General features: G+C 72.5%; 12 protein-coding genes and 2 pseudogenes. 8 read left to right on the forward strand and 6 right to left on the reverse strand.

Going from position 1 to position 14,728, the window contains the following annotated elements; translation table 11 throughout:
- Positions 1 to 33 precede the first annotated feature (33 nt).
- Positions 34 to 1,194, reverse strand: a complete 1,161-nt coding sequence (locus tag ABZU91_RS01860) for a sulfite oxidase (RefSeq protein WP_355233037.1) — start codon at positions 1,192 to 1,194, stop codon at positions 34 to 36.
- A 128-nt stretch (positions 1,195 to 1,322) separates the two neighbouring features.
- On the opposite strand from ABZU91_RS01860, the gene ABZU91_RS01865 reads away from it, so the two are divergent.
- Both ABZU91_RS01865 and ABZU91_RS01870 read left to right on the forward strand, forming a co-directional pair.
- The gene (locus tag ABZU91_RS01865; RefSeq protein WP_355233038.1) at positions 1,323 to 1,769 is read left to right on the forward strand and encodes a DUF4240 domain-containing protein; all 447 of its coding nucleotides are present in this window, start codon (positions 1,323 to 1,325) and stop codon (positions 1,767 to 1,769) included.
- 204 nt (positions 1,770 to 1,973) lie between these two features.
- Positions 1,974 to 2,567 (forward strand): annotated as a pseudogene (locus ABZU91_RS01870) (peptidoglycan DD-metalloendopeptidase family protein); the annotation flags it as partial.
- Positions 2,568 to 2,597: 30 nt separating this feature from the next.
- On the opposite strand, the gene ABZU91_RS01875 reads toward ABZU91_RS01870, so the two are convergent.
- The 5 genes from ABZU91_RS01875 to ABZU91_RS01895 form a co-directional block, all read right to left on the reverse strand.
- Positions 2,598 to 3,779, reverse strand: coding sequence for an aminotransferase class V-fold PLP-dependent enzyme (locus ABZU91_RS01875; RefSeq protein WP_355233039.1), 1,182 nt, complete (start codon positions 3,777 to 3,779; stop codon positions 2,598 to 2,600).
- Positions 3,780 to 3,823: 44 nt separating this feature from the next.
- Entirely contained in the window at positions 3,824 to 4,837 is a 1,014-nt protein-coding gene (locus ABZU91_RS01880; RefSeq protein WP_355233040.1) for a tyrosine recombinase XerC, read from the reverse strand.
- 73 nt (positions 4,838 to 4,910) lie between these two features.
- Positions 4,911 to 6,107, reverse strand: coding sequence for a DNA-protecting protein DprA (locus tag ABZU91_RS01885; protein WP_355233041.1), 1,197 nt, complete (start codon positions 6,105 to 6,107; stop codon positions 4,911 to 4,913).
- Positions 6,104 to 7,624 carry a YifB family Mg chelatase-like AAA ATPase gene (locus ABZU91_RS01890; protein ID WP_355233042.1) on the reverse strand — a complete coding sequence of 507 codons (1,521 nt, stop codon included), beginning with the start codon at positions 7,622 to 7,624 and terminating at the stop codon, positions 6,104 to 6,106. Before ABZU91_RS01890 ends, ABZU91_RS01885 begins: the two co-directional genes overlap by 4 nt.
- Before the next feature lie 30 nt (positions 7,625 to 7,654).
- Positions 7,655 to 8,014 carry a YraN family protein gene (locus ABZU91_RS01895; RefSeq protein ID WP_355233043.1) on the reverse strand — a complete coding sequence of 120 codons (360 nt, stop codon included), beginning with the start codon at positions 8,012 to 8,014 and terminating at the stop codon, positions 7,655 to 7,657.
- Between the two features lie 154 nt (positions 8,015 to 8,168).
- On the opposite strand from ABZU91_RS01895, the pseudogene ABZU91_RS01900 reads away from it, so the two are divergent.
- The 6 genes and pseudogenes from ABZU91_RS01900 to ABZU91_RS01925 all read left to right on the forward strand — a co-directional run bounded on the left by ABZU91_RS01900 (position 8,169) and on the right by ABZU91_RS01925 (position 14,691).
- Positions 8,169 to 9,342: pseudogene (locus ABZU91_RS01900) on the forward strand (hypothetical protein).
- A gap of 229 nt (positions 9,343 to 9,571) precedes the next feature.
- On the forward strand, positions 9,572 to 10,492 hold the full coding sequence (rpsB, locus tag ABZU91_RS01905; protein WP_355233044.1) for a 30S ribosomal protein S2: 921 nt from the start codon (positions 9,572 to 9,574) through the stop codon (positions 10,490 to 10,492).
- 134 nt (positions 10,493 to 10,626) lie between these two features.
- Positions 10,627 to 11,454, forward strand: a complete 828-nt coding sequence (gene tsf / locus ABZU91_RS01910) for a translation elongation factor Ts (protein WP_355233045.1) — start codon at positions 10,627 to 10,629, stop codon at positions 11,452 to 11,454.
- A gap of 163 nt (positions 11,455 to 11,617) precedes the next feature.
- Positions 11,618 to 12,385, forward strand: a complete 768-nt coding sequence (gene pyrH / locus ABZU91_RS01915) for a UMP kinase (RefSeq protein ID WP_355233046.1) — start codon at positions 11,618 to 11,620, stop codon at positions 12,383 to 12,385.
- Between the two features lie 55 nt (positions 12,386 to 12,440).
- Positions 12,441 to 12,998 (forward strand): ribosome recycling factor, encoded by a 558-nt coding sequence (gene frr / locus ABZU91_RS01920; RefSeq protein WP_355233047.1) that lies wholly within the window; start codon positions 12,441 to 12,443, stop codon positions 12,996 to 12,998.
- A gap of 436 nt (positions 12,999 to 13,434) precedes the next feature.
- Positions 13,435 to 14,691, forward strand: a complete 1,257-nt coding sequence (locus ABZU91_RS01925; RefSeq protein WP_355233048.1) for a phosphatidate cytidylyltransferase — start codon at positions 13,435 to 13,437, stop codon at positions 14,689 to 14,691.
- Positions 14,692 to 14,728 lie beyond the last annotated feature (37 nt).

The following is a 14,728-nucleotide window of genomic DNA, read 5'->3' on the forward strand; positions in this document are numbered from 1 at the left end:
ACCACGGGCCCCCACCCGCGGCTGACCCACCGGTCACCCGGCCGGCACCACGACCTCGACGCGCTGCACCAGATTGTTGGCGAAACCGCCACGGTTCCACGGCTGCTCGACCGGCTGGGTCCGCCCGGACGCGTCGGTCGCCCGCGCGCTGAGCACGTACCGGCCCGGCGTCGCCGTCCACTCGTACCGCCACCGCCGCCAGGCGAACTCGCCGCCCGCCGGCGGGTCCAGCTCGGCCAGCGCCCAGCTCGCCCCGTCGTCGACGCTCACCTCCACCGTCACCACCGGCGCGTGCCCCGACCAGGCCCGACCGTCCACCGTGCACGGTCCCGCCCGCAGCACCCGACGGCGCGTCATGAAGTCCGGAAAGCCCGGCGGGCGGACCAGTGCGCGCGGCTCGATCCGGGTGACCGCCTCGCCCGGGTCGTCGGCGTTCTGGCGCAGCCGGTAGGCGACCGCGTTCTGGTAGCCGTCGAACGGCGTCGTCCGGACGTCGATCGACTGCAGCCACTTGACGTGCGCCATGCCGTACCAGCCCGGCACGATCAGCCGCAGTGGCGCGCCGTGCTGCGGCAGCAGGGGAGCCCCGTTCATCTCGTACGCCAGCAGCACCTCCTCGCGTAGCGCGTCGGCGATCGGCAGCGCCCGCTGGTAGTCCTGCTCGACACCCCGCTCGACACCGTGATCGGCGCCCGTGAAGACCACGTCGACCGCGTCCGCGCCCAGGCCCGCCTCGCGCAGCAGCGGCGCGAGTGGAGTGCCGGTCCACTCGGCGTTGCCGACCGCCTCGACCAGCCACGGCTGACTCACCGGCCGGGGGTGCAGCAGGGCCCGACCGTTGCCGGCGCACTCCAGGGTGACCCGGTGGGTGACGCTGGGCCGTTCGCGCAGGTCGGCCAGGGTGACGGTCGACGGCCGTTCGACCGCGCCGCCGATGGTCAGCGCGTGCGTCGCCGGATCCAGCTCCGGGATGTCGTAGTGGATCAGCAGGTAGTGCAGCCCGGCCGGGGTGACGTCGTAGCGCAGCGCCTCCAGCGGAAGGCCGTGGTTGCGGGCGGCGAGCTGCAACTCGTCGGCGCTGATCGCCTCGTCCGGTGCGGCGAGCCGCGACGGGCCGCTGACGTCGGCCAGCGTCGGGCCGGAAGCTTCGGCGCCGTCCGGACGGGACGTCGTCCGATCGTCGAGAGTGGTCATGCTGGCCTCCCCGGTACACCCGGCGGCACCCGCCGTACGCGGCCCAGCCTAGGCCTTCGGCCAGCGCCGGAGAACCGACGCAAGAATTGGCACTGATCTGGTCGTACCGATGACGGGTTGAGGATTCGATGCTCGTAGATGAGGAATTCTGGCGGCTCGTCGCCGTGCTCGGCGGTCAGCCGGAGGTCCAGGACGACCGTCCGTACGAGCGGTTGACCGCCGTGTTGGCGGACGAGCCGGTGGAGCGGATCATCGATTTCGCCGAGACGCTTGCAGTCAAGCTCCATCAGTTGGACCGTCGGGTGCTCGCTCAGGCGGTCCCACCGGGCGCTGATCAACTGACTGAGGACGGCTTCCTTTATGCGCGCTGCGCGGTGGTGGTGGCGGGGCCTGCGGCATTCGATGCTGTGCTCGCCGATCCGGCGGCGTTCGCACGCTTCACCACCGTCGAGGCCGCACACGCGGATTCGATCCTCGACGTCCCCTCGAACGCCTATCAGAAGCTGACCGGGGCTAAGTGGGACCACGTCGAGGAGTACGACTACGAAACCGGTTCCAACGAGCAGTGGTGGTGATCTGACCCGGGCTCGTCCAAGGGACGTCGGCCAGGGTGGAAGGGCCTACGTGATGCCTCGGCGAGCCCGGAGCGGACCGCATCTCCTCAGCGTGGCATAGCAGATCGTCGACTCCTCCGGGTGGTCGTCCACAGAGCGGACTGTTGTCCACAGCTTCGGCGGCCGGGCTGGCGAACGACCGGGCCCCGGGCCGAGGCTGCCGGCATGCGCGCGCCAGTCACCACCCGCCTCGGCTCGATCCGCCGTACCGTGCTGCTCTGCGCGGCGTTCCCCCTCGCTCTGATCGTGCAGCTCTGCGGTCTGGCGGTGCTTGTCGCGTCGGTGCCCGGCCAGCCACCGACGCCGACCGTGCCGATCGCGTTCCAGGCTTCCGCCTCTGCGCCCGATCCCACCGAGCGCTTCCGCTGGCCGCTCGACGGGCCACCGCGACTGGTGCGCCGCTTCGACCCGCCACCCCAGCCGTGGCTGTCCGGCCACCGGGGCGTCGACCTGGCCGCCTCGGCGGGAACCATGGTCCGCAGTGCCGGGCCGGGCACCGTGCTCTTCGCCGGCCTGGTGGCCGGTCGACAGGTGGTCACCGTGGGGCACGCCGACGGGCTGCGGACCACCCACGAGCCGGTCCAACCTGCGGTACGCCCCGGTCAGGCAGTCGCCACAGGCGCGCCGCTGGGCGAACTGCTGCCCGGCCACCCGGGTTGCCCGGCCGGCGCGTGCCTGCACTGGGGCCTGCGCCGGGGCGACGAATATCTGGACCCGCTGGCCCTGCTCGGCCTCGGCCCGGTGCGGCTGCTCCCGGTGCGCCCGGTCCGCTCGATCGGGGGAGCGGGGTCAGCGCTGGGCGAGCAGCGCCGGCAGCCGCACAGCCAGCCGCTCGTACTCGTCGGCGCTGTTGTAGACCTGACCGGTGAGCCGCAGCCAGCCGCGACCGTCCCAGCTCATCACCGCGACCTCGGCGGCGAGCCGCTCGCCGATGCGCGTCTGCAACGCCCGCGCCGCGTCGATGGTGGTCGCCGTGCCGGCCGGCAGCGGGATGAGGCGCAGGGCAACCCCCGGTCCGCCGGGGTCGGGCAGATCGGCGGGGGGCACGCCGAGCGCGTCCCCCACCACCCGCTGGCCGTACGCGGCGAGCGCGGCGTTGTGCCGACGCACCCGGTCGACGCCGAGGCTGCGCAGCGTGAACAGTCCTGCCGGGGCGGCGAGCCACGAGGTGTAGTCGAGGGTGGCCTGCCATTCGATCCGAGTCGGAAAGCCCGTCTCCTGCTCCCACGACACCACCAGCGGTTCGATCCGCTCCCGCCACGGCGGGGCGACCGTCAGCAGGGCGGTGCCGCGCGGGGCGTACCCCCACTTGTGCAGGTTGCCCGCCCAGAAGTCGGCGCCGATGCTGGCGACCGTGGTGGAGAGCATGCCGGGGGCGTGTGCGGCGTCGACCAGGACCGGCACGCCGCTCTCGTGGGCCACTGCCACGATGGCGGCGGTCGGGAAGAGCTTCGCGGTGGCGGAGGTGAGCTGGTCGACGACGAGCAGCCGGGTCCTCCCCGGGCGCAGGCCGGCCCGGATGGTCTGCACGATCTGCTCGTCGCTGGCGTCCAACGGGATCGGCAGGACCCGGCTCACCGCGCCGGTGCGGCGGCACTCCCGCGCGATGGCCAGACTGACCGCCCCGTACCCGTGGTCGGTACTGAGGATCTCGTCGCCGGGGCGTAGGCCCACCGACTGAAGCACCAGGGCGACGCCCGTGGTGGTGTTGCCGATCAGCGCGCTGCCCTCCGGGTCCGCGCCGAGGAACCCGGCGAGGTGCCGCCTGGTGTGCGCGATCCGGTCGACGAGCCCCTGGGTGAAGAAGCGCAGCGGGTTGGCCTCCATCTCGTCGCGCAGCCGCTGCTGGACCCGCTGCACGCCGATCGGCACCGCGCCGAACGACCCGTGGTTGAGATGGCTGACCGCCGGGTCCAGGGAGAAGAGCAGGCGGGCGCCCGGAATCGGCTCGGGGGGCTGCGGGGCAGTCACCCGATGATCGTAACCGTCGAGTCGTCCCGGCCTTCGGTCCTTGATCAGGCGCGGGGATGGGCCTGCCGGTAGGCGGCGCGCAGCCGCTCCACCGAGACGTGCGTGTAGATCTGCGTACTGGCCAGCGACGAGTGGCCGAGCAGTTCCTGCACGGCGCGCAGGTCGGCCCCGCCCTCCAGCAGGTGGGTGGCGGCGGAGTGGCGCAGCCCGTGCGGGCTGGTGCGGGGCAGGCCGGCGGCCTCGGCGTACCTGCCGACGATCTGACGGGCGCTGGTCGGATTCAGCCGACCGCCACGGGCACCGAGCAGCAGCGCGCCACCCGAACGCGGGGCGACCAGCGCGGGACGGCCCTGCCGCAACCACTCGTCGAGCGCACGCTGCGCCGGCACCCCGTACGGCACCGACCGCTCCCGACCGCCCTTGCCGAAGACCCGGACCACCCGTCGGCCGTGGTCGACGTCCTCGACGTCCAGCCCGCACACCTCGCTGACCCGTGCGCCGGTGGCGTAGAGCAGTTCCAGCAGCGCCCGGTCGCGCAGGACCACCGCCGCGTCGGCCACCCCTGTCGTCGTGGGGTCTCCGCCCGGGGTGGACTCCGTCGTGGGCGTGCCGGTTGCGGCCGCCGGGTGCCGGGGTGGTGCATCGAGCAGCGCGGCGGCCTGGTCGGCGCGCAGGACGCTGGGCAGTTCCCGGTGCGCGCGAGGGCTGGCCAGTGCCGCGCCCACGTCGGTGGGGAGCAGCCCGGCGCGGTGTGCCCACGCGCTGAACGCCCGTGCCGAGGCGGCTCTGCGTGCCAGTGACGTACGGGCGGCGCCGGTGGTCCGCTGTCGGGCCAACCAGCTCCGCAGCACCGACAGGTCCACCTCGCACAGTTCTCGGCAACCCATCCGGACGGCGTGGTCGAGCAACGCGACCACGTCGGTGACGTACGCGCGGACGGTGTGCGCCGACCGGTTGCGGACCTGGGACAGGTGCGCGGCAAAGTCGTCGACCGCGTCGCGGAACGTGGGCGGCAACTCCTGGTGGGTGGCCCGGGTGCCCCGGGAGGCCCGGCTCACGGCCGCCGCGCCGATGGCGGCGTTGCGGTGGCTGCACCCCCACGGACAGTTGGCACGGCACCAGCGTACGGCTCTACCGGCGATCGGCCGGACCCTTGGGCTTGTCGAGAGGAGCGAGGGCGTAGCCGTCGTCACGTCGTACCACCATGGACAGCTCTTCGAGTAGCGAGAGCTTGCGGAGGGCGGTGCGTACGTCCAGGCCCGCTCGGGCGGCGAGCGCGTCCACACCCCGTACGCCCCGGCGGGGCAACGCCTCCAGCACCGACCGGGCGTCGTCGTCCAACGCGTCGGTCGGCCGCTGCGGGCCACGGGCCAGCGGAGCCAGGTCCGCACCGATGCGACCCACCTCCTCGAGTACGTGTGCGACCCCGGTGACCAGCCGAGCCCTGGGATTCTCGCGCAGCAGCTCGTGCGCGCCGACGGACATCGCCGAGGTCACCGGCCCGGGCACCACCATGGCCACCCGGCCGGTGAAGATGGCACGCCGGGCCGTCTGCGTCGCGCCGCTGCGCGCCGACGCCTCCACCAGGACGGTGCCCAGCGTGCCGCCCGCGATCACCCGGTTGCGGATCAGGAACCTGGGCCGCAGCGGCTCGGCGCCGGGCGGCCACTCACTGACCAGCAGGCCCGTGTCGGCGATCCGGTCGAAGAGGGCCGTGTTGCCCATCGGGTACGGCCGGTCCACCCCGCAGGCCAGCACCGCCACCGTCAGCCCGTCGGCGTTCAGGGCGCCCCGGTGGGCGGCGGCGTCGATCCCGAAGGCGCCACCGGAGACGACCGTCCAGTCCCGCTCGGCCAGCCCGTACCCCAGATCGGTGGCCACGTGTTGGCCGTAGCCGGTGGCAGCCCGCGCGCCGACCACCGCCACCGAGCGGTCCAGCGCCTCGCCGAGCGGCCATGCGCCACGTACCCAGAAGCACAGCGGTGGGGCGGTCTCCGCGTCCACCCGGCGGCTCAGGTCCGGAAGTCGCAGGCTGGTGAGATCGGCGACCCGGGCCGGCCACTCGTCGTCGTCCGGTGTGACCAGACGTGCGCCGAGCCGATCTGTCCGGTCCAGGGCCTCGGCCGCCACGGCACGAGCGTCACCGGCGGACATCCGAGCGGCCACGGCGGCGGACAACCGCCGGTCGGGGCTGCCGCCGTCGAGCAACAGATCCAGCGTCGCCACCGGCCCCAGCCGTTCGACCAACCGGTACACCGTTCTCGTGCCCGGCTCGGCCAGCCAGGTCAACGCCACGCGGGCCAGCCTGCTCTCCTCGTCGGCGCTCATGCCGTCTCTCCTGTCCGTAGCTGGGTCGCCTCTCGTACGTCGTCGCGATCCGGCCGGTCCCGGCCGTCCAGATCCGCGATGGTCCAGGCCATTCGGATCACCCGGTCGAAGCCCCGGGCCGAGAGCGAGCCGGAGTCGAGCCGGCCGCGCAGATCGGCGGTGACCAGTGCCGGTAGCCGCCATGGCGGGCGGCGCAGGAGCGGACCGTCCACCTCGGCGTTGAGGCGTCGTCCGAGGCCGGCCCAGCGGGTGGCCGCCGCGCTGCGGGCCGCCGCGACCCGGGCGGCGACCGCGGCCGAGCACTCCGCGTCGCCACCGGATGCCATCAGCTCCGCCGCACGTACGGGCATCAACCGCACCTGCACGTCGATCCGGTCGAGCAGCGGCCCGGAGAGTCGGCCCAGGTAGCGGCGGCGGACCAGCGGAGAGCACTCGCAGTACGCGTCGCCGGACGGCTTGGCGCAGGGACACGGGTTGGCGGCCAGCACCAGTTGGGTCCGGGCCGGGTACTCGGTGCCGCCCCCGCTCCGGCTCAACAGGATGCGACCGTTCTCCAGCGGCTGGCGCAGCGCCTCCAGCGCGCCCTTGCTGAACTCCGGCGCCTCGTCCAGGAACAGCACCCCGCGGTGCGCCAGGGACACCGCTCCGGGGCGGGCCAACCCGGAACCGCCGCCGACGAGGGACGGGATCGTCGCCGTGTGGTGAGGCGCCTGGAACGGCGGGCGGCGCAGGAGTCGACCGCCCGGCGGCAGCAGCCCGGCGACCGAGTGCAGCGCGGTCACCTCCAGCGCAGCGTCGTCGTCCAACTCGGGCAGGAGTGACGGCAGCCGCTCGGCAAGCATCGTCTTGCCGGCACCCGGAGGGCCGAGCAGCGCGATGTGGTGCCCACCTGCGGCGGCGACCTCCAGCGCCCGCCGACCCAACTCCTGCCCGGCGACCTCGGCGAGGTCGGGGCCGCCGAGAACCGGTGCCGGGGCGTCCGGCGGTGGTTCGATGAGCGGGCTGCCGTCGCGCACGAAGGCGACCAGTCGGTGCAGCGTGTCCACGGCCCGCACCCGTACGCCGGGGATGACCGCTGCCTCGGCGGCGTTGCCGGTCGGCACGATGACCCGTTCGATGCCGGCCCTGGCCGCGGCGGCGACCATCGGCAGCACACCGCGCACCGGCCGGACCGTCCCGTCGAGGCCCAACTCGCCGAGAACCACGACCCCCTCCAGCGGAAGCAGCGGCAGTTCGCCCGAGCCGCCCAGCAGCGCGGCGGCGATGGCCAGATCGAACGCCGAGCCGAACTTCGGCAGCGTGGCCGGCAGCAGGTTCAACGTGATGCGCCGGTTCGGCCAGCGTTGGCCGGAGTTGACCACGGCGGCCCGGACCCGGTCGCGGGCCTCGTGCAGAGCCGTGTCCGGCAGACCGGAGATCACCACCGCCGGCAGGCCGGCGGCCAGGTCCGCCTCGACCTCGACGAGGTGGCCGGTGACGCCGACCAACCCCACGCAGAGGACCTTCGCGTAGCTCACGGCGCGTCGCCGATGCGTCGGTGGCGCATCTCAGAACGCGCCCTTGACGTGGTCGACCTGCGCGGGACCGGCGGTGGGCAGCCGCACCGACAGCACGTCGAACCGCACCTCGTCGGCGCTCGTGCCGGTCTCGGCGAGCCACCGCGCGGCGAGACCGCGCAGGCGGCGGGCCTTGGCGGGTACGACAGCCTCGGCCGGCGTGCCGAAGGTGTCGCCCCGACGGGTCTTCACCTCGCAGAACGCGAGCACCGGCCCGTCCCAGGCGATGATGTCGATCTCCCCGTCCGGGCACCGCCAGTTCCGGACGATCGGGTCTAGTCCCGCCTCGCTCAGGTGCCGGGCGGCGCACCGCTCGCCGTACGCGCCGACCGCCTGGTTCCGCTTCGTCATGGCCGCGACGGTGCCCGGTCGAGTGCGCACGCCGCGACCCCGCCGCGGCCCGCCTGTGGATGACGGTCGCTCTGTGGACAACCGGACGATCAAGCCCCTGCTGTGCTACGACGCGGAGTGGGCGGTGGGGGTCGACCAACCCCGCCGGGCCGAAATGGCGCGGGCACGGCCCGTCGCATACGGTGCCTGACGTGGACGGACGACGGAGCTTTCCGGAAGATCAGGAGCCGCGCTGGTACCCCGACGAACGGGGCCGCGGTTACGGCGAGCCCGAGTGGCGCGGTACGGGTGAACCGCGATACCGCGACGGCGATATCCCCGAGCAGCGTGGCATCGAGGACGGTCGCTCCGTCGAGGACACCGGTGTCGGCCGACGCCGCGAGCCGGACCCCACCCGCTTCGGTGGTGCGTCAGAACCCGACTCGGGTCGTTTCGGCGCGGTGGACGCGGGTCGCTTCGGCGGTGCCCCGGAAACGGACTCCGGGCGGTTCGGTGCCGTCGAGGCGCAGCCGGGGCGGTTCGGCGTCGGCGAGGCAGATTTCGGGCGCGTCCCCGACCCGCTGGGTGACGCCCGCGCGGACGCGGACGGTTACCGGACGACGCGCTCACGCAGGGCGGATCGGGAGTCCTCGGAGATCTCCGGTGAGCTGCCCGGCCGCCGGGCCGCCCGAGAGTCACTGACCATGACGACGCCGGACACCGCCCGAGACGCCGTGTCGACCACCGCCCGGGACACCGGGCTGGTGACCGGCGGCAACGTCGGCCCGGCCCCCACCGCGGACGTCGGGCCGGCGGTCGCCCTGCTCGGTGGGCCGGGCCTGGCCGGGGAGCAGAGCCAGCCTGTCCCGCTGGCCGAGCAGAGCCGGCCCGCCCCGCTCGCCGGATACCCGATCGTCGAGCCGACCCGGGGCGGCAGCGGGGAGCACCCGCATCCGCTGGAGATGCCGACCGGCCCGATGCCGGGGATCGGCCCCCGCCCCGACCCGACCGGGGGCGACGCTCCGGCGTACCCCCCGGCACCGGACGGTGTCTACCGGACCCGCCGGCCGGCGTTGGCGGCCCTCTTCGCCCTGCTGGCGTTGATCTTCGAGATCCCCGCGCTGCGGGTGTTGCTGGCCGGTGTGACGGGCGACCCGGTGGACGCGGGCAACGTCGTGGTGGGCATCTGCCTGGTCGCCGGACTGCCGATCTTCGCAACCGGGCTGTACGGGCTCAGGACGGGCGGACTCGCGCTCTCCGACAGTGGCCGGGGTTGGCTGCGTCCTCCCACGGCGTACCTGACTGTCGGTCTCGTGCTCTTCGTCGCCGCGGCGCTCGCCGCCGGCTGACCCGCCGCGCGGCACCCCGGCACGGTGCAACCGGGGAGGGGCGTACACTGGCCAACTGGCGACCGCCTTGCGCGGTCGACCTCGCGCGCCCTCTTCACGAATCGTCGTGTAGCGACGGCCTCCCTGGTCCCGATCTTGATCGGGTCCACCATGGGCCGGCGACCAGGCGCCAGGACGCCCGGCCACCGGCCGGGCGTGACAACCAGGGATCTTGAGGAGTACCCCAACCATGGCCGTCGTGACCATGCGCCAGCTGCTGGAGAGCGGTGTCCACTTCGGGCACCAGACCCGGCGCTGGAACCCGAAGATGAAGCGCTTCATCATGACCGAGCGCAACGGCATCTACATCATCGACCTGCGCCAGACCCTCGAGTACATCGAGAAGGCGTACGAGTTCGTGCGTGGGACCGTCGCCGAGGGTGGCAGCATCCTCTTCGTCGGCACCAAGAAGCAGGCCCAGGAGGCCATCGCCGAGCAGGCGACGCGGGTCGGTCAGCCGTACGTCAACCACCGCTGGCTCGGTGGCATGCTGACCAACTTCCAGACCGTGTACAAGCGGCTCCAGCGGATGAAGGAGCTGGAGGGCCTGGGTGACCTCAGCGGCACCGCCGCCGGTTACACCAAGAAGGAGACCCTGCAGCTCTCCCGCGAGAAGATCAAGCTGACCCGCACGCTGGGTGGTCTGCGGGACATGCAGAAGCTGCCGGCCGCCGTCTGGATCGTCGACACCAAGAAGGAGCACATCGCTGTCGACGAGGCCCGCAAGCTGGGCATCCCGGTGATCGCCGTCCTCGACACCAACTGCGACCCGGACGAGGTCGACTTCCCGATCCCGGGTAACGACGACGCCATCCGCTCGGCCGAGCTGCTGACCAAGGTCGTCGCCGCCGCCGTCGCGGACGGTCTGATCGCTCGTTCCGGCCGTCGCCGGGGCAACGACGAGAAGCCCGAGGGTGTCGCGAGCGACGAGCCGCTGACCGAGTGGGAGCGCGAGCTGCTCGAGCCGAAGAAGGCTGACGAGTCGGCCGCCCCGGCCGAGCAGCCGGCCGCTGCCGCCACCGAGCAGGCCGCCGCCACCGAGCAGCCCGCCGCCACCGAGGAGCCGGCGCAGGCCGCCACCGAGCAGCCGGCGGCCGCCACCGCAGAGTGACCGCACCGTCGCCCGCCCGCCGTCCGTTTTCACGAACGGCGGGCGGCGACGGTACGACGGGCAGGTTCCGCCCGAATCCGGGTAACCGGCACCTCTGACCATCCACACGCCGACTCAACATCGAAGAGAGAGCCATGTCCCAAATCACCGCCGCGGACGTCAAGAAGCTCCGCGACCTCACCGGCGCCGGCATGATGGACAGCAAGAAGGCGTTGACCGAGGCCGAGGGCGACTTCGACAAGGCCGTCGAGATCCTGCGCGTCAAGGGCGCGAAGGACGTCGGCAAGCGGGCTGGCCGTACGGCCGCCAACGGTCTGGTCGCACACTCCGGCAAGGCGCTGCTCGAGGTCAACTGCGAGACCGACTTCGTCGCCAAGACCGAGTCGTTCATCGCGCTGGCCCAGCAGCTGGTCGAGCACGGTGAGCGTTCCGGCGTGAACAACGCCGAGGAGCTGCTCGCCAGCGAGCTCGACGGCAAGGTCGTCGCGGACCTGATCCAGGAGCAGTCCGCCAAGATCGGCGAGAAGCTGGTCCTCAACCGCTTCGCCAAGGTCGAGGGCACCACCGCGGTCTACCTGCACCGCAAGGCGCAGGACCTGCCGCCGGCCGTCGGCGTGCTGGTGTCGTACACCGGCAAGTCCGACGAGGCGGGCGACGCCGACGCCCGCGGCGTCGCGATGCAGATCGCCGCGATGCGGCCGAAGTACCTCAGCCGGGACGAGGTTCCGGCCGAGGTCGTCGAGTCCGAGCGGCGCATCGCCGAGCAGACCGCCCGCGAGGAGAACAAGCCCGCGGCGGCGCTGCCGAAGATCGTCGACGGTCGGGTGAACGCCTTCTTCAAGGACTACGTCCTCGTCGAGCAGGCGTCGGTTGCCGACAACAAGAAGTCGGTGAAGCAGGTGCTGGCCGAGGCCGGCATCGAGGTCACCAGCTTCGTGCGGTTCGAGGTCGGCCAGGCCTGAGCCGCCACCCGGGCGCCGCGCGCGCCCGTGGGCGCAAGACGTCGACGAGGAGGCCGCCGGTGTACGTGACAGGCACCGCGGCCTCCTCGTCACATAGGGTCGGCAGCGGCAGGTTCGCGGTATCGCGTCGCCCGAGGGCGTGCGCGTGGGGAAGGCGGGGCGGATGACGCAGGTTGTGAGTGACCGGACTCTGGCGATGGACGATCCGACGGCACCGCCGCCCGGGCGGGCCCGCCGGGTGGTGCTGAAGCTCTCCGGTGAGGTGTTCGGTGGCGGCGCGATCGGCGTCGACCCGGACGTCGTACAGGCCATCGCCCGCCAGATCGCCACCGTGGTCCGCCGCGGCGTGCAGGTCTCGGTGGTTGTCGGCGGGGGGAACTTCTTCCGCGGCGCGGAGCTGCAAAAGCGCGGCATGGACCGCGCTCGCGCCGACTACATGGGCATGCTCGGCACCGTGATGAACTGCCTCGCGTTGCAGGACTTCCTGGAGAAGGAGGGCATCGAGACGCGGGTGCAGAGCGCCATCACGATGGCCCAGGTCGCCGAGCCCTACATTCCGCTGCGGGCGATCCGGCACCTGGAGAAGGGCCGCGTGGTCATCTTCGGCGCCGGTGCCGGCATGCCGTACTTCTCCACCGACACGGTGGCCGCGCAGCGGGCGCTGGAGATCCGGGCCGACGTGGTGCTCATGAGCAAGAACGGCGTCGACGGCGTCTACACCGCAGACCCGCGGATCGACCCCACCGCCAGCAAGCTCGACTCGATCACCTTCTCCGAGGTGCTGCGCCGCAACCTGCGGGTGGCCGACGCGGCGGCGTTCAGTCTCTGCATGGAGAACGGCCTGCCGATGCTGGTCTTCGGTGCGCAGGGTGACGACACCATCATCCGCGCGGTGGGTGGCGAGAAGATCGGCACCCTGATCACCGCGTGAGCCGGACGACTTTCAGCAGAGCCCACCACGAGCACAGAAGGAGGCGAGGAGACCGGTGATCGACGACACCCTCCTCGAGGCCGAGGAGAAGATGGAGCGTGCGGTTGAGCACGCCAAGGAGGAGTTCGGCGCGATCCGTACCGGTCGCGCCAACGCCGCCATGTTCTCCAAGGTCATCATCGACTACTACGGCACTCCGACGCCGTTGACCCAGATGGCGTCCATCGCGGTCCCCGAGCCGCGGATGGCCATCATCAAGCCTTACGACAACTCGCAGATCAACGCGATGGAGAAGGCGATCCGCGACTCGGACCTCGGGGTCAACCCGAACAACGAGGGCAACCAGTTGCGCATCCTGCTCCCGCAGATGACCGAGGAGCGTCGCCGCGACATGATCAAGGTGGTTCGGCACAAGGGCGAGGAGGCCAAGGTGGCCATCCGGAACGTCCGCCGCCGCGCCAAGGAGGAGCTGGACCGGATCGTCAAGGACGGCGAGGCCGGCGAGGACGACGGCCGCCGCGCCGAGAAGGAACTCGACGACCTGACGCAGCGCTACGTCGCCAGCATCGACGACCTGGTCAAGCACAAGGAGACCGAGCTGCTGGAGGTCTGACCGCCACCGCTCACCACGACGAGGCCCGACCCGATCAGCGGGGCGGGCCTCGCCCCCTTTCCCGGTCGGTCGCGTCGCGCTGAGCCAGCGCGTGGCGGGGCAGCCCACCTCGTCTCGGCGCTTTGCTCTGCTTCAACCGGGGCAACACCTCGTGTCCGGTATCCGGACATCGACTGTCGCCTCCGCTGAAGCAGTGCAAAGGGCGCGCACGAGGGGGTCGGCTCCCGGACAGGTACGCCGAAGGGGCCGGGCCATCGTCCGCCTCGCCCCGGCGGCGTGTGCAGTAGGCTCGGCAGGATTCCCGGCCACCGGGTGGTGCACACCGGGGATCCACCGACCGTCGCGGCGGTCGGGCCCGAGGAACACAGTCGCGCTTGTAGGGGATGCTTGTGGTCTTGCGTCATGTGGTGGCACTCGCGCTCCAACACGGTGCGTGATGTCCCACCCCGACCCCTACAGTGGCGAGCCGCGCGGCTGGGACCGGCCGGAACACCCGGTCGCCCTGCCCTGGCCCGAGCAGGAGTTGGAGGCCGGCCAGTGGAGCCGCCGTCCGGCCGTCGGGCCTGAGCTGTACGCCGAGCCTCGCGCCCGGGCGTACGCCGAGCCGCAGCCAGTGGACCCGTACGACGAGCGGGGCCGTACCGTCCGCCCGGGCGACCGCGACCGCTACGACGACCGCGACCGCTACGACGACCGCGATGTCGCGCCGCGCTACGACGACGATGCCGGTTACCCGACTGCGCAGCTCGCGCCCATCGGCGCCGAGATCCTGCCGGACGACGAGCCGGTGGACGACCCGGAGCCGCCGACGGGTCGGCGGCCGAAGGGCCGCCGTAGGGCCAGCATCGACCGACCGGCGACCCAGCAGGTGGGTACCGGGCGGGCCGGTCGCAACCTGCCGGCGGCCATCGGTGTGGGCCTCGCCCTCGGCGCGCTGATCGTGGTGCCGCTGGCCGTGTACCCGCCGGCGTTCCTGCCGGTGATCGCCGTCGCCGTCGCCATCGGGATCTGGGAGATGGCCCGGGCGGTGCGCCGCAGCGGCGCCCACCCGCCACTGGTGCCGCTGATCGCCGGTGGTGTCCTGACCGTGGGTCTGGCCTGGTTCGCGGGCCCGGACGCGCTCAGCCTCGGGTTGTTGGTGACGGTGCTCGGCACGATGATCTGGCGGTTGGGTGACGGCCCGGCCGGCTTCCAACGGGATCTCACCGCCGCCACCCTGATCGCTGTCTACGTGCCGTTCCTCGCCGGTTTCGCGGCGATGCTGGCGGCGGCGCCCGACGACGGCCGGCTGCGCATCCTGGCCACGCTGATCGCGGTGGTCCTCTCCGACACCGGTGGGTACGCGGCCGGTGTCCGCTTCGGCCGGCACCCGATGGCGCCGTCGATCAGCCCGAAGAAGTCCTGGGAGGGTTTCGCCGGCTCGGTCACCGCGGCGGCTCTGGGAAGTGCCCTGCTGTTGTGGTTGATGTTCGATCTGGCTCCCTGGTGGGGGGCGGTGTTCGGGGTGGCCATCTCCTGCGCGGCGGTCCTCGGCGACCTCGCCGAGTCGATGATCAAGCGGGACCTCGGGATCAAGGACATGAGCAACCTGCTGCCCGGGCACGGTGGCCTGATGGACCGGCTGGACTCGATCCTGTTCGCCGTGCCCACCGCGTACCTGTTGCTGGTGATCTTCGTGCCGGTGGCGGGGTGAGGCATGCAACACCATGGCCCGAGCAGTGCCGACCCAC

It is taken from the genome of Micromonospora sp. NPDC005174, from assembly GCF_040608495.1.
GTDB lineage: Bacteria > Actinomycetota > Actinomycetes > Mycobacteriales > Micromonosporaceae > Micromonospora.

Bases quoted from the DNA above. Each gene is read 5' to 3' on its own strand.
- ABZU91_RS01865 (WP_355233038.1), top strand. From the start codon at position 1,323: ATGCTCGTAGATGAGGAATTCTGGCGGCTCGTCGCCGTGCTCGGCGGT.
- ABZU91_RS01885 (WP_355233041.1), bottom strand. From the start codon at position 6,107: ATGAGCGCCGACGAGGAGAGCAGGCTGGCCCGCGTGGCGTTGACCTGG.
- rpsB (WP_355233044.1), top strand. From the start codon at position 9,572: ATGGCCGTCGTGACCATGCGCCAGCTGCTGGAGAGCGGTGTCCACTTC.
- tsf (WP_355233045.1), top strand. From the start codon at position 10,627: ATGTCCCAAATCACCGCCGCGGACGTCAAGAAGCTCCGCGACCTCACC.
- ABZU91_RS01925 (WP_355233048.1), top strand. From the start codon at position 13,435: ATGTCCCACCCCGACCCCTACAGTGGCGAGCCGCGCGGCTGGGACCGG.
- pyrH (WP_355233046.1), top strand. From the start codon at position 11,618: ATGACGCAGGTTGTGAGTGACCGGACTCTGGCGATGGACGATCCGACG.
- ABZU91_RS01895 (WP_355233043.1), bottom strand. From the start codon at position 8,014: ATGACGAAGCGGAACCAGGCGGTCGGCGCGTACGGCGAGCGGTGCGCC.
- ABZU91_RS01860 (WP_355233037.1), bottom strand. From the start codon at position 1,194: ATGACCACTCTCGACGATCGGACGACGTCCCGTCCGGACGGCGCCGAA.